Below are 23156 nucleotides of genomic sequence, written 5' to 3' on the forward strand. Positions count from 1 at the left end.
GCATCCCTGCCAATTCGGGGTCAGACCCCGAATTGGCAGGGATGCGGCTCAGGCCGCTTGGGGGATCAGGCGGGTTCGGGGCGCATGAGGCGGCCTTGGCGGTCGAAGGCGAGCATCCAGTCGAGCTGGCCGTCCTGGATGGCGCGCAGCATGCGCCGCAGGGCTTGCTCGACCGTGCCGGCGGGGGGCTGGGCGCCCGCTGCGCCAGACAGCGCGCTGACCATCACCATGTCCCATTGCGCGCCGATTTCGGCCGCTTCGCCGGCCAGCTGGCCGAAACTGGCCACGTCTTCCGGCGCCTTGTCGGCGCACATCACCGGGATCAGCGTCTGCGGCGCGTCCGCGCCACGGTGACCGGGCGCCGACTCGGCCATGCTGAAGGCGAACAGCAGCCGCTGCGGCTGATCCTGCGCGGCGGCGGCGGCGAGCAGGTCTTCAAAACTGGCGATTTTCATGTGGTTTCCTTGTCATTGTTGGGTGGGGACTGCCGCGCGCGGCGGCCATGCCGTAGGTATATCCCAGCCGCGCCCGCACGGCTATAGGCGGTCGGCACGAGGGCGCATAGGCATTTCGCACGAGGCGCCGCGCCGCCCGGCTGGGCTTGATGCACATCAAGGCGGCGCGCGCGGCGGCTGCCGACAATGGCGGCGCGGGCAGGTGCCCGTTTTCAAGGAGTCATGATGTTCCGATCCCAAAGGCCCGCGCCCCTTGGCCTGGCCGTGCAGGCCGCGTCGCTGGCGGCGCTGGCCGCCATGCTGCTGCTGGAGTGGCGCGATCATCCGCCGCCGCCGGCGCCGTGCCTGTGCGCCCAGCCGCGGCCGGCCCACCCGGCCCAGTCAGCCCAGCTTGCCCGCCCCGCGCGCCCCGGCGGTGCGCCCGCCATTCCCCTGTGCCGCCCATCCGGCGCGGCGTCCTAGTCACAAAGCACTACCCGGCTTACTCCTTCTCGCCGTGCCGGATGCACTTCTTGCCAATATCCAATAGGGCGCCGTCTTCGTAGACTGCTTCCATCGACGGCTCCATGCATGTTGCGTGGAGCGGTGTTTATAGCCCGGCGCCCGACAGGCGCCAGCGAGGAGCCAGCATGAGTCATTTTTTGGATCGCCTGAATTTCTTCAGCAAGGCCAGGTCAACCTTTTCCAACGGCCACGGCGCCGTGGTGGACGAGGACCGCACCTGGGAGAACGCTTACCGCCAGCGCTGGCAGCATGACAAGATCGTGCGCTCGACGCACGGCGTGAACTGCACCGGCTCCTGCAGCTGGAAGGTGTATGTGAAGAACGGGCTGATTACCTGGGAAACCCAGCAGACCGATTATCCGCGCACCCGCCCGGACCTGCCCAACCACGAGCCGCGCGGCTGCCCGCGCGGCGCCAGCTATTCCTGGTACGTGTACTCGGCGCAGCGCGTGAAGTATCCGATGGTGCGCGGCCGCCTGATGGAGATGTGGCGCGAGGCGCGCGTGACCATGGATCCGGTCACCGCCTGGGAGTACATCAGCCAGGACCCGGCCCGCGCGGCCCGCTACAAGACCGTGCGCGGCCAGGGCGGCTTCGTGCGCGCTTCGTGGGACGACGCCAACGAGATGATGGCCGCCGCCAATGCCTACACCATCAAGAAGTTCGGCCCGGACCGCATCGTCGGCTTCTCGCCGATTCCCGCCATGTCCATGGTCAGCTACGCGGCCGGCACGCGCTACCTGTCGCTGATCGGCGGCGTGGCGCTGAGCTTCTATGACTGGTACTGCGACTTGCCTCCGGCCAGCCCGCAGGTATGGGGCGAGCAGACCGACGTGCCGGAATCGGCCGATTGGTACAACTCGACCTACCTGATGGTGTGGGGCTCGAACGTGCCGATGACGCGCACCCCCGACGCCCATTTCTACACCGAGGTGCGCTACAAGGGCACCAAGACCGTGGCCGTGTCGTCCGACTTCGGCGAGATGGCCAAGTTCGGCGACATCTGGCTGGCGCCCAAGCAGGGCACCGACGCCGCGCTGGCCATGGCCATGGGCCACGTGATCCTGAAGGAATTCCACACCGAGGGCCAGTCGAAGTACTTCAAGGAGTACGCCAAGCAGTACACCGACTTCCCCATGCTGGTGCTGCTCAAGGAGCACAATGGCCACCTGGCGCCGGACTACTTCCTGCGCGCCTCGCACCTGGACCACAGCCTGGATGAGACCAACAATCCGGAATGGAAAACCCTGGTGATCGACGAGGCCAGCGGCGCCATCGTGGCGCCGGCCGGCTCGATCGGCTTCCGCTGGGGCGAGTCCGGCAAGTGGAACCTGGAGATGAAGCAGGGCGGCAACGGCCAGCCGGTCGATCCGCAGCTGTCGCTGCTGGGCGCCGGCGGCGAGGTACTGCCGGTGGCCTTCCCTTACTTCGGCGGCAAGGACGCTTCCGATATCCTGCTGCGCAACGTGCCCGTCAAGCGCCTGACCCTGGCCGACGGCAGCAGCGCGCTGGTGGCCACCGTGTTCGACCTGACCCTGGCCAACTACGGCGTGGACCGCGGCCTGGGCGGCGGCAACGTCGCTTCCAGCTACGAGGACGACGTGCCCTACACGCCGGCCTGGCAGGTCAAGCACACCGGCGTGAAGGCGGCCGACGTCATCACCGTGGCGCGCCAGTTCGCCGAGAACGCCGACAAGACGCGCGGCAAGAGCATGGTCATCGTGGGCGCGGCGCTGAACCACTGGTATCACATGGACATGACCTATCGCGGCATCATCAACATGCTGATGATGTGCGGCTGTATCGGCCAGTCCGGCGGCGGCTGGGCGCACTACGTGGGCCAGGAGAAGCTGCGTCCGCAAACCGGCTGGACGCCGCTGGCCTTTGCGCAGGACTGGAACCGTCCGATGCGCCAGATGAACGGCACCTCCTTCTTCTACGCCCACACCAGCCAGTGGCGCCATGAGAAGCTGCACACCGACGAAATCGCCTCGCCGCTGGCCGGCGGCGACGTGGCGCCGATGACGCTGCTGGACTATAACGCCAAGGCCGAGCGCCTGGGCTGGCTGCCTTCCGCGCCGCAGCTGCAAACCAATCCGCTGGAAGTGACGCGCGCCGCCGCCGCCGCCGGCATGGCGCCGGGCGCGTATGCGGTACAGCAGATCAAGGACGGCAAGCTGCAGTTCTCCTGCGACGATCCGGACAACCCCGCCAACTTTCCGCGCAATATGTTCGTGTGGCGCTCCAACATCCTGGGCAGCTCGGGCAAGGGCCACGAGTACTTCCTGAAGTACCTGCTGGGCACCCAGAACGCGCTGATGAGCGACGAGGACCATTGCATCAAGCCGCGCGACGTCAAGGTGCGTCCCGCCGCGGAGGGCAAGCTGGACCTGCTGGTGGTGCTGGACTTCCGCATGTCCACCACCTGCCTGTATGGCGACATCGTGCTGCCGACCGCCACCTGGTACGAAAAGGACGACCTGAACACGTCCGACATGCACCCCTTCATCCATCCGCTGTCCGAAGCCGTGCAGCCGCTGTGGCAATCGCGCTCGGACTGGGAGATCTACAAGGGACTGGCCAAGAAGTTCGAGGAAATCGGCGGCGCCTACCTGGGCACGCAGCAGGACCTGGTGCTCACGCCGCTGATGCACGACACCCCCGGTGAACTGGGCCAGCCTTTCGATCCCAAGGACTGGCGCGCCGGCGAGTGCGAGCCGGTGCCGGGCAAGACCATGCCCAACCTGACCGTGGTGGAGCGCGACTACACGCAGATCCACAAGAAGTTCACCTCCATCGGCCCGCTGCTGGAGAAACTGGGCAACGGCGGCAAGGGCATCAGCTGGAAGACCGGCCACGAAGTCGACGTGCTGCGCGGCATCAACCGCACCGTGCTGGCCGAGGGCGTGAGCCATGGCCAGCCGCGCCTGGACACGGCCATCGACGCGGCCGAGATGATCCTGTCGCTGGCGCCGGAAACCAATGGCCACGTGGCGGTCAAGGCCTGGGAGGCGCTGTCGAAGATCACCGGCCGCGACCACACCCATTTGGCGCTGCCGCGCGAGCATGACAGCATCCGCTTCCGCGACGTGCAGGCGCAGCCGCGCAAGATCATTTCCTCGCCCACCTGGTCGGGCCTGGAGTCGGAAGAGGTGAGCTACAACGCCTGCTACACCAACGTGCACGAACTGATCCCATGGCGCACGCTGACCGGCCGCCAGCAGTTCTATCAGGATCACCGCTGGATGCGCGACTTCGGCGAGGGCCTGTGCGTGTACAAGCCGGCCATCAATACCAAGACCACGGCGGCCACGCTGGGCGCCAGGCCGAACGGCAACAAGGAGATTGCGCTCAACTTCATCACGCCGCACCAGAAGTGGGGTATCCACTCCACCTATTCGGACAACCTGCGCATGCTGACGCTGTCGCGCGGCGGACCGCACGTGTGGCTGTCGGAGACGGACGCCAAAACGGCCGGCATCGTGGACAACGACTGGATCGAGGTGTTCAACGTGAACGGCACGCTGACGGCGCGCGCCATCGTGAGCCAGCGCGTACCGGAGGGCATGACGCTGATGTACCACGCCCAGGAAAAAATCGTCAACACGCCGGGCGCCGAGATGTCGGGCAAGCGCGGCGGCATCCACAACTCGGTCACCCGCGCCGTGACCAAGCCGACCCACATGATCGGCGGCTATGCGCAACTGTCGTGGGGCTTTAACTACTACGGCACGGTGGGGTCGAACCGCGATGAATTCGTCCTGGTGCGCAAGATGAACAAGGTGGATTGGCTGGAAGGTCCGCTGGTGGAAAAACAAGGGAGCAAAGCATGAAAATTCGCGCGCAAATCGGCATGGTCCTGAACCTGGACAAGTGCATCGGCTGCCATACCTGCTCGGTCACGTGCAAGAACGTGTGGACCAGCCGGGACGGCGTGGAGTACGCCTGGTTCAACAACGTGGAAACCAAGCCCGGCATCGGCTATCCCAAGCAGTGGGAGAACCAGGACAAGTGGAACGGCGGCTGGCGCCGCACCGGCGCGGGCAAGATCGAGCCGCGCCAGGGCAGCCGGCTGAAGATACTGGCCAACATTTTCTCCAACCCGAACCTGCCGCAGATCGACGAGTATTACGAGCCGTTCACCTATGACTATGAGCGCCTGCAGAACGCGCCACTGTCGGAAACGCCGCCCACCGCCCGTCCCATTTCGGTGCTGACCGGGAAGAAGATGGACAAGATCGAGTGGGGTCCGAATTGGGAGGATGACCTGGGCGGCGAGTTCGCGCAGCGCAGCCAGGACAAGCTGTTCGACAATATGCAGAAGGAGATGTACGGCACCTTCGAGAACACCTTCATGATGTACCTGCCGCGCCTGTGCGAGCATTGCCTGAATCCGACTTGCGTGGCGTCCTGCCCGTCGGGCTCGGTGTACAAGCGCGAAGACGACGGCATCGTGCTGATCGACCAGGACAAGTGCCGCGGCTGGCGCATGTGCATCTCCGGTTGCCCGTACAAGAAGATTTACTACAACTGGTCGTCCGGCAAGGCCGAGAAGTGCACCTTCTGCTACCCGCGCATCGAGGCGGGCCAGCCTACCGTGTGCTCGGAGACCTGCGTGGGCCGCATCCGCTACCTGGGCGTGCTGCTGTACGACGCCGACCGCATCGAGGCCGCCGCCTCGGTGGCCGACGAGCGCGACCTGTATCCGTCGCAACTGGGCCTGTTCCTGGACCCGCACGATCCTGCCATCATCGAGGAAGCGCGCCGCCAGGGCATCCCGGACGCGTGGCTGGAGTCGGCCAAACGTTCGCCGGTCTACAAGATGGCGGTGGAGTGGAAGGTGGCGTTCCCGCTGCATCCCGAATACCGCACCTTGCCCATGGTGTGGTACATCCCGCCGCTGTCGCCAATCCAGGCGGCGGCCGAATCGGGCAAGCTGGGCCGCAACGGCATCCTGCCGGACACGCAAAGCCTGCGCATCCCGGTGCAGTACCTGGCCAACCTGCTGACGGCGGGCGACCAGGTGCCGGTGGTGAGGGCGCTGGACCGCATGCTGGCCATGCGCGCCTACATGCGCGGCAAGAGCGTGGAGGGCGTGGAGCTGCTGGACGTGCTGAAGCAGGTTGGCCTGGACAAGGCCACCGTGGAGGACATGTACCACATCATGGCCATCGCCAACTACGAGGACCGCTTCGTGATCCCGAGCAGCCACAAGGAGATGGCCGAGGACAGCTTCAATGAGAAGGGCAGCTGCGGCTTCAGCTTCGGCAACGGCTGCTCGGACGGCGTGAGCGACGCCAGCCTGTTCGGCAAGCGCAAGCACGGTTCCACCATCTTTGTGTCCATGCCCAAGTCGCGCAAGAAGAAGGAGGCGCTCGATGTCTGATCTAGCCCATGATCTGGCCCATGAGACGGCCCCGGCGTCGCCGCTGGCCGCCGCCGCGAACGGCGCCATGCGCGGCCTGCAGGTGCTGTCGGCCCTGCTGCTCTACCCGGAAGCGGAGATGATCGCCGCGCTGCCCGAGCTGCGCCAGGCGCTGGACAGCCAGCCTTTCTGGCAGGCGCGCCTGCAGCCGCTGTTCGACCACCTGGGCGGCGCCCGGCTGATCGACCTGCAGCAGCAGTACGTGCAGACCTTCGACCGCAGCCCCGGCCACTCGCTGCACCTGTTCGAGCATATCCACGGCGAGTCGCGCGACCGCGGCCAGGCCATGGTGGACTTGCTGGCCGAGTACAGCAAGCACGGCCTGCAAATGGTGGGCGACGACCTGCCGGACTATGTGCCGCTGTTCCTGGAGTTCCTGTCGCAGCAGGACGCGGACACCGCGCTGCCGCTGCTGGGCGACGCGATCCATGTGCTGGCCCATCTGGGCCGCAAGCTGCGCGCCTCGGGCAGCCCGTACGCCTGCGTGTTCGACCTGGTCGAAACGCTCAGCCCCGTCGTCCCCGAGGAGCTGAGCGAGCCGCCGGTGCGCGACATGGACGAGGCGCTGGAGACCTTCGGCCCCGGCGCCGACGGCGTCGAGCCGCTGCTGGCCGGCGCAGCGATGGGTATCGGCGCGGCCGGCCCCATCGCGGGCGGCCAGCAACCCATCCATTTCTACCCGCGCGCGGCCGGCGCGGCGCAACCCTGAGGAGAGAATCATGAGTTACCTGCACCAATTCCTGTTCGGGATTTATCCCTATATTGCGCTGGCGGTGTTCCTGCTGGGCAGCCTGGTCCGCTTCGACCGCGAGCAATACAGCTGGCGTTCGGAATCCAGCCAGGTGCTGCACACCGGCCTGCTGCGCTGGGGCAGCCCGCTGTTCCATCTCGGCGTGCTCGGACTGCTGGGCGGCCACGCGGCCGGCCTGCTGACACCGGTCGGCGTGTGGGATGCGCTGGGCGTAACCCACGGCGCCAAGCAGATGGTGGCCATGGTGGCCGGCGGCGTGATGGGCAGCCTGTGCCTGATCGGCCTGCTGATGCTGCTGGCACGCCGCTTCAGCAACGACCGCGTGCGCCACGCCACCAGCCTGAAGGACAAGCTGGTGCTGCTGTGGCTGCTGGCCACCTTGCTGCTGGGCCTGAGCTCCATCTTCGTCTCGGCCGGCCACATGGACGGCCACATGATGGTGCTGCTGATGAACTGGGCCCAGCACGTGGTGACCTTCCGCGGCGACGCCGCCAGCTTCATCGTCGATGCGCCGCTGGTGTTCAAGCTGCACCTGTTCATGGGCATGTCGCTGTTCGTGATCTTCCCCTTCACCCGCCTGGTGCATGTGTGGAGCGGCTTCGGCGCGCTGGCCTATCTGAACCGCGCTTTCCAACTGGTGCGTTCGCGCTAAGGAGAACACTATGGGTATCGCCATCAACGGTGTCGACATCACCGACGCGCAGATCGCCAGCGAGCTGCCGCACCACCGGCACGCCGCCAATCCGCTCAAGCAGGCGGTGCACGAGGTGGTGCTGCGCCAGCTGCTGCTGCAGGAGGCGGCCCGCCTGGGTGTGGGCGCCGGCCTGGAGGGACAGCCGCTGGACGAGGATGACTTGATCGAGGCGCTGTTCGAGCTGGAGCTGCGGGTGCCGCCGGTCACGGACGACGCCTGCCGCCGCTACTACCAGGGCCGGCTGGAGCGCTACCGCACCGGCGCCGTGGTGGAGGCGCGCCACATCCTGTTCCAGGTGACGCCCGCCGCGCCGCTGGAGCTGCTGCGCGGGACGGCCGAGCTGCTGCTGGCCGAGCTGCAGGCCAACCCGGAGCGCTTCGAGGAGCTGGCGCGCACCTATTCGAACTGCCCGTCGGGCGCCGTGGGCGGCAGCCTGGGCCAGCTGCAGCGCGGCCAGTGTGTGCCGGAGTTCGAAGCGCTGCTGTTCCGGCTGCAGCCGGGCGAGCTGGCCGGGCGCCTGCTGGAAACCCGCTTTGGCTTGCATATCGTGCAAGTGATGCGCAGCGATCCGGGCCACCTGGTGCCGTACGAGGCGGTGGCGGCGCAGATCGCCGACGAACTGGGGCGCCAGAGCTGGCAGCGCGCGCTGCACCAGTACATGCGCATCCTGGCCGGCCGCGCCGCCATCGAGGGCGTGGAGCTGGAAGGCGTGGACACGCCGCTGGTGCAGTAAGCAGGCATAGGCATGTAGGGGAATGGGACAGGGGGCTAGTCATTTCGGGCTAGTCCCCTAGTCCTTCATGGGCAGTGGCAAAGACCGCCCGCGCCGCTACAATCGGCTTAATCGATATGAAGGAGCATCACGATGTTAAGCGACCGGTTTGGCCGTAGCATCGATTACCTGCGGGTGTCGGTGACGGATCGCTGCGATTTGCGTTGCACATATTGCATGCCCAAGGATTTCAAGGGTTTCGAGGATCCGCCGGACTGGCTCAGTTTTGAAGAAATCGAACGGGTGGTGGGCGCCTTTGCCCGCCTGGGTACGCGCCGCGTGCGCCTGACCGGGGGCGAACCGCTGACGCGGCGCGGCCTGCCGCAGCTGGCCGCCAGCCTGGCCGCCTTGCCGGGCGTGCAGGACCTGTCGCTGTCCACCAACGCCACCCGGCTGGCGCGCCATGCCGCGGCGCTGCGCGCAGCCGGGGTCGGGCGCCTGAACGTGAGCCTGGACGCGCTGGACCGCCAGGCCATGTGCAGCATCACCGGGCGCGACAGCCTGCCGTCCATCCTGGAAGGGCTGGCCGCCGCCAGGGCAGCGGGTTTCGACCCGATCAAGATCAATATGGTGGCAATGCGCGGCGTAAACGACAGCCAGATCGACGCCATGGTGGAGTTTTGCATAGCACAGCGCTTCATGCTGCGCCTGATCGAGGTCATGCCCATGGGCGCCAGTGGCCAGGACGCCAGCTTCATGGACCTGGCGCCGGTGCAGCGCCGCCTGCAGGAGCGCTTCGGCCTCAGGCCGCAGGCGCTGGAACTGGGCGGCGGCCCGGCGCGCTACCTGTGCACGCCGGACGGGGAAGTCAGCATCGGCTTCATCACGCCGCTGTCGCAGCACTTCTGCGCCACCTGCAACCGGGTGCGGCTGTCGGTGGACGGCACCCTGTACCTGTGCCTGGGCCAGGAGGAGAAATGCGAGCTGCGGCCGCTGCTGCGGGGCGGGGCCAGCGACGCGGAACTGGAGCAGGCCATCCGCGCGGCCATCGAATTGAAGCCGCAGCAGCACGATTTCGGCCGCCAGCCGGAGAAGATCATTCGTTTCATGTCGCAGACCGGGGGCTAGCAAGCGGGCGCTGCCGTGTATACTTAACGTCGTACAGCATTGCAGCGCAAAGGAGAAGCACCATGGCAGAGAGCATCGCGGCAGGCCGCGCAGCGGGCAGTACCGGCGCGCGCGCACCGCTGTTTGCAGCCTGGCAACGGCTGTCGACGCGCATCGTCGGCGTGCTGGTGAGTTTCCTGGCCGTGGCCCTGCTGGTCATCGGCGGCACCTTGCTGCTGTCCTGGCAGCTCGAGGGCAGCGCCGCCGCCATCAACGTGACAGGCAGCCTGCGCATGCACAGCTACAAGCTGGGCATGCAGTTGAGTAATTTGCAAGCCCGGCAGGACAACGCGGCCGCGCGCGAAGAGATCCGCCTGCAGACCGCAGTCATCGGCGACACGCTGTCGCAGCTGCGCCACGGCGATCCGCGCCGCCCGCTGTTTTTGCCGCCGGCATCCCCCATCCGCAGCAATTTCGACCAGGTCGAGCTTCAGTGGCGCGACGAGCTGGCGCCGCTGGCGGCCACGCTGCTGCGCCAGCAAAGCGTGAGCGCCACCGATGCCCGCATGCTCGAGGGGCGCACCGCGCGCTTCGTGGCGGCCGCCGACGCCCTGGTGCAGCAGATCGAGCGCGACAGCGAAGAGCGCACCTTCTGGCTGCGCGGCTCGCAGCTGATGCTGCTGGCGCTGGCGCTGGTGGGCACGGTCAGCATCATCTACCTGTTCTTCAATATGATCGTCACGCCCGTGACCCGGCTGCAGGAGGGCATGGAGCGCATGCGCGAGCGCGATTTCGAGGTGCGCCTGCCGGTCGACAGCCAGGACGAGCTGGGCCAGCTGACCACCGGCTTTAACCAAATGGCCGACCGCCTGCAGCGCGTCTACGGCGGGTTGAATGAACTGGTGAGCAGCAAGACCGCCGCGCTGGAGGAGCAGAACAGGGAGCTGGCGCTGTTGTACGACAGCGCCGCCTTCCTGCAGCAGCCGCAATCGGCCGAGGCGCTGTGCGAGGGCTTCCTGCAACGCCTGTGCGACTATTTCAAGGCCGACGGCGGCACCGTGCGCATGCTGGACCCGCTGCGCAGCAACCTGCACATGCTGGTGCACCGGGGCATTTCGGAGGAACTGGCGGAGGATGAACACTGCATCAAGGTGGGCGACTGCCTGTGCGGCGACGCGGTGCAGCAGAAAGTCTCGGTGGTGCACGACATGCGCCGCACCGATCCGGCCCGGAACCTGCGCTGCCACCGCGAGGGCTACGCCACCGTGTCGGTATTCCACATCTATGCACAGCAGCAGCACCTGGGCTTCTTCAATTTGCATTTCCGCGAGCCGACCCTGATCGACGCTGGCCGCCGCGCCTTGCTCGACACCCTGGGCCAACTGCTCGGTACCGCCATCGAGAACCAGCGCCTGGCCGGGCGCGAGCGCGAGATGGCCATTTCGGAGGAGCGCAACCTGGTGGCGCAGGGCCTGCACGACAGCATCGCCCAGGGCCTCAATTTCCTGCATCTGCAAGTGCAGATGCTGGAACAGTCGCTGGCCGCCGGCGAGCAGGACGAGGCGGCAGACATCGTGCCGCAGCTGCGCGCCGGCGTGGAGGAGAGTTACCAGGACGTGCGCGAACTGCTGCACAATTTCCGCGCCCGCCTGCCGGAGGGCAATATCGCCACCTCGCTGCAGGAAACGGTGGACAAGTTCCGGCGCCAGACCGGCATCCCGGCCGAACTGGTGGCCGACAGCGACGGCGCGCCGCTGCCGCGCGAGCAGCAACTGCAGTTGCTGTTTATCGTGCAGGAGGCGCTGTCGAACGTGCGCAAGCATGCCGGCGCCACGCAGGTCAACGTGTGCCTGCAGGACCGCCAGGACTTCAGCCTGAGCATCGAGGACAACGGCGCCGGCTTTGCGCCGGAGCTGCTGGCACAGCGTGGCGAAGGCCACGTCGGCATCCATATCATGCGCGAGCGCGCGCAGCGCATCGACGCCAGGCTCGAAGTGCAATCCAGCCCGGGCAAGGGCACCCGCGTCGAGCTGCACCTGCCCAAGGCGGTGCGGCGCGCCGCCTGAACCGAACAACACCGCAGAAAGGTAATCCATGCAAGCTGCCGACCAACCCATCACCGTGCTGCTGGTTGACGACCACACCCTGTTCCGCAGCGGCGTGCGTTCGCTGCTGCAGCGCCACCCGGAGTTTTCCGTGGTGGGCGAGGCGGCCGACGGCGTGGAAGGCATCAAGCGCGCGCAGCAGCTCAAGCCGCAGGTGGTGCTGCTGGACCTGAACATGCCCGGCATGTCCGGCGTCGAAACGCTGCAGCTGATGCTGCAGGACTGCCCGGACAGCGCCATCGTCATGCTCACCGTGTCCGAGGATGCGACCGACCTGGCGGTGGCGCTGCGCGCCGGTGCGTCCGGCTACCTGCTGAAAAATATCGATACCGAGGCGCTGACGCGGGCCATACGCCGCGCCGCGGAAGGGCAGACCGTGGTGGCCGAGGCCATGACGGCCAAGCTGGTGGCCCAGCTGCACGGCGCGCCGTCGGCGCCGCCGGTGTCGGACCTGGACAAGCTGACTCCGCGCGAGCGCGACATCATCGCCGGCCTGGCGCGCGGCGAAAGCAACAAGCTGATCGCGCGCACGCTGGACCTGTCGGAAAGCACGGTGAAGATCCACGTGCAAAATGTGCTGAAGAAGCTGAAACTGAACAGCCGGGTGCAGGCGGCGGTGTATGCCGTCGAGCACCGGCTGACCGGGGAGCGGTAGCTCTTGCCTTAGTTGGCGCGGCAGACGTGGCTGCCGCGCCGGCGCTGGCTTAGCCGCCGCAGCAGCCGCCGCAGCATCCGCCGCCGGTGCCCGCCGGCTCGGCCGGATAGCCGGCCTGCGCCAGGCTGCCCGCCAGCGACTGCGGCGTGGCCTGGCGCTCGTCGTACTGCACGCTGGCCAGGCAATTGAGCAGCGACACGCGCACGTCCGCTACGCCGCCGACCCCTGCCAGCACCTTGGCCACCTTGTCGGCGCAAGCTTCGCCGTTCATGCCGTCGATTTTCAATACTGCGTTTTGCATTTTTCTCTCCATCTATCAATGTATCAATTGGTGCCGTCAGCGTAAGCCAGGCGCGCCCTGGCGTCGATGGGAAATACCTTTTGCGCAGCGGTATTTCTGTATTCCTTGACTTGGATCATCTTTGCCCGTGACGGCGCTTCACAAGCTTTGCGGACGCGCAGAAAATGTGCTTTTTAGGAGCACCAAATCATGAGCCTGATGCATATCGAAGAGCCTCCCGCCGCAGTGCGCGGCGCCACACACTTGCCGCACTTCCAGCGCCATCCCTTGTGGCGGCTGGGCTTCCGCCCCTTCTACCTGGCCGCCGCGCTGCTGGCCGCGCTTGCCGTGCCGCTGTGGATGGCGCGCCTGTACGGCTGGCTGGACGGCTTCGGCGCGGCGCTCCACATCGGCGTGGGCTGGCATATGCACGAGATGGTGTTCGGCATGGCCAGCGCCGTCATCGTCGGCTTCCTGTACACGGCGGGCCGCAACTGGACCGGGCTTGGGACCCCGGCCGGCGGCAAGCTGGCCGCCATCGTGCTGCTGTGGGTGGCCGGACGGGTGGCCATGCTGTTCGGCGGCGGCGAAGCCGGAGCCAACGCTTCCCCCCCGGCGCTGCTGGCCGCGCTGGTGGACCTGGCTTTCCTGCCGGTGGCGGCGTGGCCGCTGTGGCGCGTGCTGCAGCAGTCCGGCAACCGCCGCAACTATTTCCTGGTCGGCTTGCTGGCCTTGCTGGCGCTGGCCAACGCGGCCTATCACGCCGCCACGCTGGGCTGGCCGGGCGCCGTCATCGCGCCCGGCCGCGCGGTGCAGGCCGCCATCCTGCTGATCGTGGTGATGGAGTCAGCCATTGGCACCCGCGTCATCCCCATGTTTACGCGCAACGGCGCGCCCGGCAGTGCGCCGGTCAGCCATGTGCGCACCGACCAGGGATCGATCGGCCTGCTGGCCGCCACCGCCCTGGCCTGGACGGCCGCGGCGCCTGCCTGGCTGCTCGCGCCGCTGGCTGGCGCAGCCGGCGCGCTGGTGCTGCTGCGCCTGTGGCGCTGGCAGCCGCTGCGCACCGTGCGCGTGCCGCTGCTGTGGGTGCTGCACCTGTCCTACGCCTGGATAGGCGCAGGCATGCTGCTGCTGGCGCTGGCCTCGATGGGCATGGTGTCCGCCAGCGCCGCCTTCCACGCGCTGGCGGTCGGTTCCATGGCGGGCCTGATCATCGGCATGATGACGCGCACCACGCTGGGCCACACCGGCCGCATGCTGAAAGCGGGCAGGGCGGAGACGGCCATGTTCGTGCTGATCCAGCTGGGCGCGCTGGCGCGCGTGGCGGCGGCGCTGCTGAGCGGCATCGGCGGCCTGTATGCCGCGCTGCTGCTGGTGAGCGCGGCCTGCTGGAGCGCCGCCTTCGCCGCCTACGCGCTGGTGTATGCGCCTTACCTGGCCAGCGCCCGCATCGACGGCAAGGAGGGCTGACATGGCGCCGCATCCGCAAGCCGCCGACATCGCCCTGTTCGCCGAAGTGCACGACGCGCTGCTGGAGCAGGTGGCCGACCTGCTGCAGCGCCCGGAACCGGCGCTGGCGGCCGGCCTGATTGGCCTGATCGACGACCTGGAGTCCGATTTCGGCGTGGAGAACGACCTGATGGCGGCGCTGGCCTGTGACAGCCATGCGGCGCACGCCGCCCAGCATGCGGCGCTGCTGGCCTGGCTCAGGGGCTTGCCGCTGGGCGACGCGGCCGCCTGCCGCGCCGCGCTGGCGGCCTTGCCCGGCTGGTTCGAGCACCACCTGGACCGCTGGGACACGCTGCTCGCGCTGGCCCTGCGGGAGGCCGCCCATCCCATGTGATCACTTGTTTGATTGGTCCAGCCAATTTTGTAATTGGTCTTGCCACAGTTTTCCCGCAGGGCTACCATGTTCCCGGCACTATTGCCTGGAAGATGATAACTGAGGGGAGACAGCATGGACGAAAAAGGTCGCGGACCGATGGGCCGGCGTACAGTATTGAAGGCGGCGGGCGCCGCCGGGCTGGCGTTGGCGGCAGGGGCGGGCAATGTCTTTGCGGCCGAGGCGCGCAAGCGCTACGCCGTGGTGGGCGTGGGCTCGCGGGCGCGCATGTTCACCGGCGCCATCACCGGCGCCTACAAGGAGCGCAACGAGATCGTGGCGGTGTGCGACCGCAACCCGGGCCGCGCGGCGCTGGCGATCAGGAAGATCAGCGCCACCGGCAGCGGCACGCCGAAAGCCTATGCGCCGGACGACTTCGAACGCATGATCCGCGAAACCAGGCCGCAGTTCGTCATCGTCACCACCACCGACGCCAGCCATGACGACTACATCGTGCGTGCGCTGGACGCCGGCTGCGACGTCATCACCGAAAAGCCGATGACCACCACCGCCGACAAGGCGCAGCGCATCCTGGACGCCGTCAAGCGCAGCGGGCGCCATATCCGCGTCACCTTCAACTACCGCTATTCGCCGCCGCGCACCCAGGTCAAGGAGCTGCTGATGAGCGGCGAGATCGGCGACGTGCTGTCGGTGGACTTCACCTGGCTGCTCAACACCAGGCACGGTGCCGACTATTTCCGCCGCTGGCACAGCGACAAGGCCAATTCCGGCGGGCTGATGGTGCACAAGGCCACCCACCATTTCGACCTGGTGAACTGGTGGCTGGGCGCGCAGCCGGAAACCGTGCACGCTTTCGGCTCGCGCCAGTTCTATACCCCGGTAATGGCCAAGCGCATGGGGCTGCAGGGCGCGCACCAGCGCTGCCTGACGTGCACCGAGAAGGCCAAGTGCGGTTTCTACTTCGACCTGGCGGCGGACAACGGCCTGAAGGAACTGTACCTGGACAACGAGAAGCACGACGGCTACTACCGCGACCAGTGCGTATGGCGTCCCGAGATCAACATCGAGGACACCATGAACGTCATGGTCCGCTACGACAATGGCGCGCAGCTGAACTACGCGCTGTCGGCCTACGACGCATGGGAGGGCTATCACATCGCCTTTAACGGCACCAAGGGCCGCATCGAGCACCGCATCGTGGAGTCGGCCGGGGTGGCGGGGGCCAGTGAGATCCAGAGCAAGAGCAACAACGTGCAGACGCGCGTGATCCCGCTGCGCGGCAACGCGCGCGAAATCGAACCGTGGACCGGCACCGGCGGCCATGGCGGCGGCGACGACGCCATGCTCAAGGAGATTTTCGGCGACGCCCCGGCGGACAAGTACAAGCGCGTGTCCGACGAGCGGGCCGGGGCGTATTCCATCCTGGTGGGCGTGGCGGCCAACCGGTGTTTCGAAACCGGCGCCACCGTGCGCATCGCCGACATGGTGACGGGACTGACGCCGCCGGACCGCGCGCCCATGCCGGACCGTAGTGCGCCGCTGCCCATGCCGGCGCGGGTGAAGATGCCCTGAGGCCGCCCTGAACGGCCGGGCATAAGGTTGGCTGCGGCGTGCATCGATGTGGACAAATAGCAACGCCGTAGCCAGTCTGGTCTGAACTGTGAGGTTTTTCTTGTTAAGGTGGTCTAACCAATTTACTATCTGGCTATACCAAATAAAAGATTGATCGAGCCACTTCGATTGCCTACCTTAAGGAGGAGACCCCCCATGAAGCAAGCAGGTAAACCCAATTTACAACGTGCGGCGCTGGCTGCAGCCGTCAGCCTGGCGGTGTTGCAGATGGCCGCTCCGGCCCATGCGCAGACCGCCCCGGCGGGCGAGCAGCAGGTGCAGGCCGTGGTCGTCACCGGCTCGCTGATCCGCCGCGTCGCCGATGAGGGCGCCACCCCTCTGACCACCGTCAAGGCCACCGAACTGGAAGCGCGCGGCCACACCGAGCTCAAAGACCTGGTGCTGGAGCAGCCGCAATCGCTGTCTCTGGGCACCAACTCCGGCGCCGCAGGCCCCGTGACCAACCTGCGCGGCCTGGGCCCGATGCGCACCCTGTCGCTGCTGAACGGCCGCCGCCTGGCCAACGAGCCGCTGCAGGACCAGTATGTATCGGTCAACGTGATGCCGCGCATGGCGCTGGACCGCGTGGACACGCTGAGCGGCGGCGCCGCATCGATCTACGGCGCGGACGCCATCGGCGGCGTGCAGAACTACTGGACCAAGCGCGGCTACCAGGGCGCCGCCATCAAGGCCGAATACGCCACGCCGGAGATGAGCGGCGGCGGCGACACCAAGAGCATCGGCGCCATCTTCGGCTACGGCAACCTGAACAAGGATGGCTTCAACGCCTATATCGCCGTCGATCACCAGAAGAAAACCGCGCTGTTCCAGGCCGACCGCCCCGAGCAGCATGATCCGGAGATCCTGCGCACGCTGGGCCTGGGCCTGCTGCCCGATGCGCGCAACCCCAGCCCGATCGCCAACTTCGGCTTCACCCGCGCCGCCAACTCGAACTACAACCCGGCCTTCGCCACCGGCTGCGCCGCGCCGTACGCGCTGCCGACACTGGGCAACGCCAGCGCCAACACGCCGCCGGTGTACGCGCCTGGCTGCTACCGCAATCCGCTGTTCTGGAACGCCGTCACCGACGGCAGCGAGATCACCAACGTGGCCGCACGCGCCAGCTGGAACCTGTCCGGCGGCCACCGCATCGACCTGGACGTCCTGCGCAGCAATTTCACCGTGCAGAAGTACCGCGGCATGCAGGTGCCGGGCGCCACGCAGCCGTTCACCACGTACTCGCTGCCGTCCACCAGCCGCTTCTACCCGGGCAAGGGCATCACCCCGGGCGTGCAGGTCGTGGGCAGCAACACCGGGTCCAACACGCCGGCCATGTTCATCGACAGCAGCAAGACGCCCGGCGCGGTCAGCAACCTGAACCTGAACAACCGCACCGTCTTCTTCCAGTGGGGCCCGGCCGAACTGGGGCCTGCCTACCGCAACGACGAGCAAAGCAACAACCGCATCGTGCTGTCGGCCGAAGGCGAAGTGCTGGGCTGGGACTACCGCACCGGCTTGAACTACGGCGCTTCCGAGCGCGACACGCGCGTCGGCGAAGGCTACATCCTGTACAGCAAGGCGCAGGAAGGTTTCGACAAGGGCATCCTCAATCCGTTCGGCCTGCAGGACGAAGCCGGCGCGCAGTACCTGCGCGACATCCAGGCCAACGACTACACCTATCGCCTGAACAAGGCCTACAACAAGAGCGTGGACGTGACGTTTTCGCGCGCCCTGATGGCGCTGGGCGGCGGCGACCTGACCCTGGCGGTGTCCGGCGAATTGCGGCGCGATTCGGCACGCACCTTCAACGCACCGCTGGACTATGTGCTGAAGAAGGCCGACGGCAGCTACAATATCGACGCATCCGGCAACGTGGTGCAGTCCGACCTGGTGGGCGAAACCCCGCAGGGCGTGGCCAAGAAGCTGAAGCGCGACATTTCCTCGCTGGTACTGGAGATGGATGCGCCGCTGACGTCCAGCTTCCTGCTGAACGGCTCGGTGCGCGCCGACCACTACGACGACCTGAAGCAGACCACCGTCAATCCCAAGCTGGCCGCGCGCTGGCAGCCGATCCAGTCGCTGGTGCTGCGCAGCTCCCTGTCGACCGGCTTCCGCGCCCCGTCCATCATGGACATCCAGAACCCGACGCCGGAAGTGCGCACCCAGGTGATGGACGATCCGGTCCTGTGTCCAAGCTCGCAGCCGACGGTGGCCGGCACCGGTACGCCAAAGGCTGGCTACACCGCCGACCAGGTCTGCAACGTGACCACCAACTACTGGACCAAGACGCCGAACAACGCCTTCCTCAAGCCTGAAAAGTCGCGCGGCTTCTCGTTCGGCGGCGCTTACGAGCCGATCAAGGACCTGGCGCTGACGGTCGACTACTGGGGCCTGAAGCTGAAGGACGTGCTGGGCGCGCTGACTATCGCCGAAGTGCAGCAGAACCCGGCCAAATACGCCGAGTACATCATCCGCGGCTCGAACGGCGTGATCGACCACATCGTGGCCAGCCAGGCCAACCGTGGCCAGTCCCGCATCCGTGGCGCGGACGTGTCGGCCAGCTACCGTTTCCCGGCCACCAGCATCGGCACCTTCAACGCGAAAATCGACGCCACCTGGTACCACAAGTACGAGTTCCAGAGCGAGAAGGACGGCGCATGGCTGTCGAACATCGGCATCATCACCAACGATGGCCGCTTCGGTGGCGCAGGTCCAAACTCCGGCCTGGCGGGTATGCCGCAGATCAATCCGCGCTGGAAGTACACCGCGGCTGTGACCTACAACACCGGCGACTGGAGCAGCACCCTGTCGCAGCGCTTCCAGACTGGCCTGAACGACCTGACCCCGCGCGCCGGCTCCTCGCTGACCACGGTGGATTCGTACAGCCAGTACAACCTGAATGTGCGTTACAAGGGCTTCAAGAACACCACCATCAGCCTGGGTGTCAACAACCTGACCAACGAATGGCCGCCACTGACCTCCAACAGCATCTACAGCGGCGGCTATGTGACCAGCATGGCCGACATGATGGGCCGTGTGTACCGCTTGTCGGTTGAATACAAGTTCTAAGGAACTTGCATGAAGGGCGCGGCTCCGCTATGCGGGGCCGCGCTTGTTTGCATTTGCCGCCTTGCCGGCGCGCACAGACAGGAGGCCGCATTCCGCCATGACGCACCGTAGCCGCACCGGTATCGCAGGTATCATTGGTATCGCATTCATTCTCGCGTTGGCGGCAGGCGTGCCGGCGCACTCCGCCAATCCGATCGACCGCCAGGCGCTGGCGGCTCGGCACTCGCCGCATCTGACCGCCATGGATATCATGGCCCCGCTCAGCGTGGGCAATGGCCGCTTTTGCTTCACGGCCGACGTCACCGGCCTGCAGACCTTTCCCGAACACTACCGCGCCGGCGGCACGCCGCTGGAAACGCAGGCGCGCTGGTCCTGGCACCAGAACGCCAATCCCAATGGCTACAAGCTGTCCGACGCCAACCGCGACTACACCGCGTACGGGCGCACGCTGGGCTATCCCACCAGGTCCACCACGCCGGCTGGAATATGGCTGCGCGAAAATCCGCACATCCAGCCGCTGCCCCAGATCGGATTCGTGCTGGCAGGCGAGGGTGCACGCGCGCTGACAGCCGCCGACGTGAGCGCCATCGACCAGCGGCTCGACCTGTGGCGCGGACAGCTGGACAGCCGCGTCAAGCTGCTCGGCCAGCCGGCGCGTGTGCAAAGCACGGTCAGCCCTGACAGCGACACGCTGGCGCTGCGCATCGACACGGCGCTGTTCGCCAAAGACCTGGCCGGCGGCGGAAGCCTGAGCGGGGGCCGGGTTGCGGTGCGTATCGCCCTGCCGCTGGGCTACGACCTGGCAGCCGCCAGGCACAATCCGCCGCTGGACTGGTCGCAGCCCGGCGCCCACCAGACCACCGTGCTGGCGCAAACCGCGCGCACCCTGTCGGTTGAGCACAGCCGCGACGGCTCGCGCTACGCCATGACACTGGCCGCCGGCGCACCGCTCACGATCAGGCGCAGCGGCCCGCACACTTTCGACATCACGCCTGCGTCCGGCCGCGCAATGGACCTGACGCTGACCTTCACCCAGCGCAGTCCCGCGCCCGCCGCCGGGCCCGATGCCGGCGTCGCCGCCCCCATCGCCGCCAAGCTGGCCGCCGCACCGCCTGCAGCGGCCGTTTTCGCCCGCAGTGCTGCTCACTGGCGCGCCTACTGGCAATCCGGCGCCGCCGTCGACTTCAGCGGCAGTACCGATCCGCGCGCGCACGAACTGGAGCGCCGCGTGGTGCTGTCCCAGTATCTGGCCGCCATCCAGCTCGGCGGCGAGTTGCCCGCGCAGGAAAGCGGCCTCACCACCGCCACCTGGTTCGGCAAGCACCATACCGAAATGGTCTGGTGGCACACCGCCCACTTCGCGTTGTGGGGCCGCCCGGCTTATACCGCCCGCACGCTCGGCTGGTACCAGCGCACCTTGCCCTCCGCCCGCGCCGTGGCGGCGGAACGCGGCCTGAAAGGCGCGCGCTGGATGAAGATGACCGGCCCGGAAGGCCGCGAAAGCCCCGGCGGCAATCCGCTGATCGCCTGGAACCAGCCGCACGCCATCCACCTGGCCGAGCTGCTGTACCGCGCCGATCCCACGCCCGCCACCGTGGCGCGCTACGGCGAACTGGTGTCCGAAACTGCGCAGGCCATGGCCTCCATGCTGCACTGGGATGAAGCGGGCCAGCGCTACGTGCTCGGCCCGCCGCTGTGGATAGCGCAGGAAATTTACGACCAGTCCACCAGCATGAACCCGGCCTACGAACTCAGTTATTGGGCCTGGGGCCTGGAACAGGCACAGCAATGGCGCGAGCGCGCCGGCCTGCCGCGCGACCCGGACTGGGAGCACAAGCGCACCCACCTGTCCGCACTGCCGCAGAAGGACGGCAAGTACGTCGCCGTCGAATCCCATCCCGACACCTGGGACAACGTGGACAGCCGCCACGACCATCCATCCTTCCTGATGGCGCTCGGCCAGCTGCCCGGCGACGGCGTGGACCGCGACACCATGCGCCGAACGCTGGACGCTGTTCTGGCCCACTGGGACTGGGCCACCAAGATCTGGGGCTGGGATTACCCCATGATCGCCATGACGGCGGCCCGCCTGGGCGCCACGGAGCAGGCCGTGAACGTGCTGCTCAAATCGGACGGCCCGAACAACGGCTACACGCAGGCCGGCCACAATCCCAACAAGGGCTTGCCTGTCTATTTACCCGGCAACGGTGCGCTGCTGGCCGCCGTCGCCCTGATGGCTGGCGGCTGGGACGGCGCCCCAGCATGCGCTGCCCCTGCCTGCACCGCCCCCGGCTTCCCCGCTACAGGCTGGACCGTGCGCGCCGAAGGATTCAGGAGATTGCCATGATTCGACACGCATTTTTTCGCGCAGCCTTGCTTGTGCTCAGCTTCGCACTCGGCTTCGCCCCGGCCCGCGCCGGGGCGCAAGGCCCGCAAGCCACGCTGGCCGCTGTGGAGCGCTGGGGCAGCACGGAGATCACGCTGCCCGGGCCCAGTACCGGCAACCCCTTCATGGAAATCGATTTCTCCGCAACGTTCACCCAGGGCGCGCGCAAGGTCACCGTCCCCGGCTTCTACGACGGCGGCGGCCAGTACAAAGTGCGCTTCATGCCGGACGCGGTGGGCGTGTGGCGGTACGAGACCCACAGCAACCGCCCCGAACTGCGCGGCCACAAGGGCCAGCTCGCCGCCGTGGCGCCGTCGGCCGGCAACCACGGCCCGGTACGCGTGCGCAACGTGCGCCATTTCGCCTATGAGGACGGCACGCCGTACTGGCAAGTCGGGACCACCAGCTACGCCTGGGCGCACCAGACCGAGGCACTGGAACAGCAGACGCTGAAGACGCTGGCCGGCGCGCCGTTCAACAAACTGCGCATGGCCATCTTCCCCAACCATGACGACAAGAGCGAAGCGCCGCGCTTCCCCTTCGCCGGCCAGGCGCCGAAGGCGTGGGACTTCACGCGCTTCAATCCCGAATTCTTCCGCCACCTTGAACAGCGCGTCGGCCAGCTGCGCGACATCGGCGTCGAAGCGGACCTGATACTGTTCCACCCGTACGACAAGGGTTACTGGGGTTTCGACCGCATGCCGGCCGATGTGAACGAACGCTACCTGCGTTACGTTGTGGCCCGGCTCAGTTCCTACCGCAACGTGTGGTGGTCCATGGCCAACGAGTTCGACTTCCTCAAGGAGAAGAGCATGCCGGAATGGGACAGCTACTTCCAGACCGTTCAGGCCAGCGACCCGTACCAGCACCTGCGTTCCATCCACAATGCCTTCGTGTTCTACAACCACACCAAGCCATGGGTGACGCACGTGAGCGTGCAAAGCGGCGCCATTGCGGAAGACTACGAGCGCGCCGTGCTGCTGCGCGACGTCTACAACAAGCCGGTGGTGTACGACGAGGTCAAATACGAAGGCAATTTCTCGCGCCGCTGGGGCCAGCTCAAGCCCGAGGAAATGGTGCTGCGTTTCTGGATGGGCGCCATCGCGGGCACCTACGTCGGCCACAGTGAAAGCTATGAAGACCCGAACGGCATGATGTGGCTGGCGAAAGGCGGCGTCTTCAAGGGCGCAAGTCCGCCGCGCCTGGCCTTCTTTCGCAAGATCCTGAGCGAGAGCCCGTCCGCGGGGCTGGAGCCGATCGACAAATGGCAGGGCCATCCCTTCGCGGGCAAGCACGCCGAGTACTATCTGGGCTACTTCGGCCTCGGCGCGCCGAAGGAATGGCCTTTCCTGTTGTTCAAGACCGGCCTGCAGGACGGCATGAAATTCCGGGCCGAGGTCATCGACACGTGGAATATGACGGTCACGCCGGTGGACGGCACGTTCGAGATCGTCAAACGCGACAACTACTATTTCGCCGACAAGAACGGCCGCAGCATTGCGCTGCCCGGCCGGCCTTACATGGCGCTGCGCATCGTGAGGGTACAGCAATAATGG

At 66.9% G+C, this 23156-nt stretch carries 17 protein-coding genes; 15 read left to right on the top strand and 2 right to left on the bottom strand.

What is annotated here, in order from left to right; all coding sequences use genetic code 11:
* Positions 1-65 precede the first annotated feature (65 nt).
* Positions 66-455, bottom strand: a complete 390-nt coding sequence (locus AC6H42_RS18500) for a hypothetical protein (protein ID WP_497548663.1) — start codon at positions 453-455, stop codon at positions 66-68.
* Positions 456-677: 222 nt separating this feature from the next.
* Between AC6H42_RS18500 and AC6H42_RS18505 the strand changes: the two genes are divergently transcribed.
* The 9 genes from AC6H42_RS18505 to AC6H42_RS18545 all read left to right on the top strand — a co-directional run bounded on the left by AC6H42_RS18505 (position 678) and on the right by AC6H42_RS18545 (position 12408).
* Positions 678-917, top strand: a complete 240-nt coding sequence (locus tag AC6H42_RS18505) for a hypothetical protein (RefSeq protein WP_157200833.1) — start codon at positions 678-680, stop codon at positions 915-917.
* A 167-nt stretch (positions 918-1084) separates the two neighbouring features.
* On the top strand, positions 1085-4792 hold the full coding sequence (locus AC6H42_RS18510; RefSeq protein WP_057153890.1) for a nitrate reductase subunit alpha: 3708 nt from the start codon (positions 1085-1087) through the stop codon (positions 4790-4792).
* Complete coding sequence (gene narH / locus AC6H42_RS18515) at positions 4789-6345, top strand: nitrate reductase subunit beta (RefSeq protein WP_057153891.1); 1557 nt, start codon at positions 4789-4791, stop codon at positions 6343-6345. The genes AC6H42_RS18510 and narH overlap by 4 nt, the downstream gene beginning before the upstream one ends.
* A 67-nt stretch (positions 6346-6412) precedes the next feature.
* Positions 6413-7093 carry a nitrate reductase molybdenum cofactor assembly chaperone gene (narJ, locus tag AC6H42_RS18520; protein WP_057153967.1) on the top strand — a complete coding sequence of 227 codons (681 nt, stop codon included), beginning with the start codon at positions 6413-6415 and terminating at the stop codon, positions 7091-7093.
* A gap of 10 nt (positions 7094-7103) precedes the next feature.
* The gene (gene narI, locus AC6H42_RS18525; protein WP_057153892.1) at positions 7104-7787 is read left to right on the top strand and encodes a respiratory nitrate reductase subunit gamma; all 684 of its coding nucleotides are present in this window, start codon (positions 7104-7106) and stop codon (positions 7785-7787) included.
* 10 nt (positions 7788-7797) lie between these two features.
* Entirely contained in the window at positions 7798-8562 is a 765-nt protein-coding gene (locus tag AC6H42_RS18530; protein ID WP_497548664.1) for a peptidylprolyl isomerase, read from the top strand.
* Between the two features lie 132 nt (positions 8563-8694).
* Positions 8695-9669, top strand: coding sequence for a GTP 3',8-cyclase MoaA (gene moaA, locus AC6H42_RS18535; protein WP_497548665.1), 975 nt, complete (start codon positions 8695-8697; stop codon positions 9667-9669).
* 62 nt (positions 9670-9731) lie between these two features.
* Complete coding sequence (locus tag AC6H42_RS18540) at positions 9732-11714, top strand: type IV pili methyl-accepting chemotaxis transducer N-terminal domain-containing protein (protein WP_497548666.1); 1983 nt, start codon at positions 9732-9734, stop codon at positions 11712-11714.
* Between the two features lie 28 nt (positions 11715-11742).
* Positions 11743-12408 (top strand): response regulator, encoded by a 666-nt coding sequence (locus AC6H42_RS18545; RefSeq protein ID WP_057153896.1) that lies wholly within the window; start codon positions 11743-11745, stop codon positions 12406-12408.
* A 49-nt stretch (positions 12409-12457) separates the two neighbouring features.
* Here AC6H42_RS18545 and AC6H42_RS18550 read toward each other — a convergent pair whose 3' ends face one another.
* Positions 12458-12709 (bottom strand): heavy-metal-associated domain-containing protein, encoded by a 252-nt coding sequence (locus AC6H42_RS18550; protein WP_082551601.1) that lies wholly within the window; start codon positions 12707-12709, stop codon positions 12458-12460.
* Positions 12710-12898: 189 nt separating this feature from the next.
* On the opposite strand from AC6H42_RS18550, the gene AC6H42_RS18555 reads away from it, so the two are divergent.
* From AC6H42_RS18555 to AC6H42_RS18580, 6 genes are all read left to right on the top strand, one after another.
* Positions 12899-14161 (top strand): NnrS family protein, encoded by a 1263-nt coding sequence (locus AC6H42_RS18555; protein WP_057153897.1) that lies wholly within the window; start codon positions 12899-12901, stop codon positions 14159-14161.
* 1 nt (position 14162) lies between these two features.
* Complete coding sequence (locus AC6H42_RS18560; protein ID WP_057153898.1) at positions 14163-14534, top strand: hypothetical protein; 372 nt, start codon at positions 14163-14165, stop codon at positions 14532-14534.
* A gap of 114 nt (positions 14535-14648) precedes the next feature.
* On the top strand, positions 14649-16106 hold the full coding sequence (locus AC6H42_RS18565; RefSeq protein ID WP_497548667.1) for a Gfo/Idh/MocA family protein: 1458 nt from the start codon (positions 14649-14651) through the stop codon (positions 16104-16106).
* A 195-nt stretch (positions 16107-16301) separates the two neighbouring features.
* Positions 16302-19214, top strand: a complete 2913-nt coding sequence (locus AC6H42_RS18570) for a TonB-dependent receptor domain-containing protein (RefSeq protein WP_497548668.1) — start codon at positions 16302-16304, stop codon at positions 19212-19214.
* 97 nt (positions 19215-19311) lie between these two features.
* Positions 19312-21561 (top strand): hypothetical protein, encoded by a 2250-nt coding sequence (locus tag AC6H42_RS18575; protein ID WP_497548669.1) that lies wholly within the window; start codon positions 19312-19314, stop codon positions 21559-21561.
* Positions 21558-23153, top strand: a complete 1596-nt coding sequence (locus AC6H42_RS18580) for a DUF5060 domain-containing protein (RefSeq protein ID WP_497548670.1) — start codon at positions 21558-21560, stop codon at positions 23151-23153. The genes AC6H42_RS18575 and AC6H42_RS18580 overlap by 4 nt, the downstream gene beginning before the upstream one ends.
* The last annotated feature ends 3 nt before the right edge of the window (positions 23154-23156 follow it).

This window comes from Massilia sp. NBRC 108631, assembly GCF_059704565.1.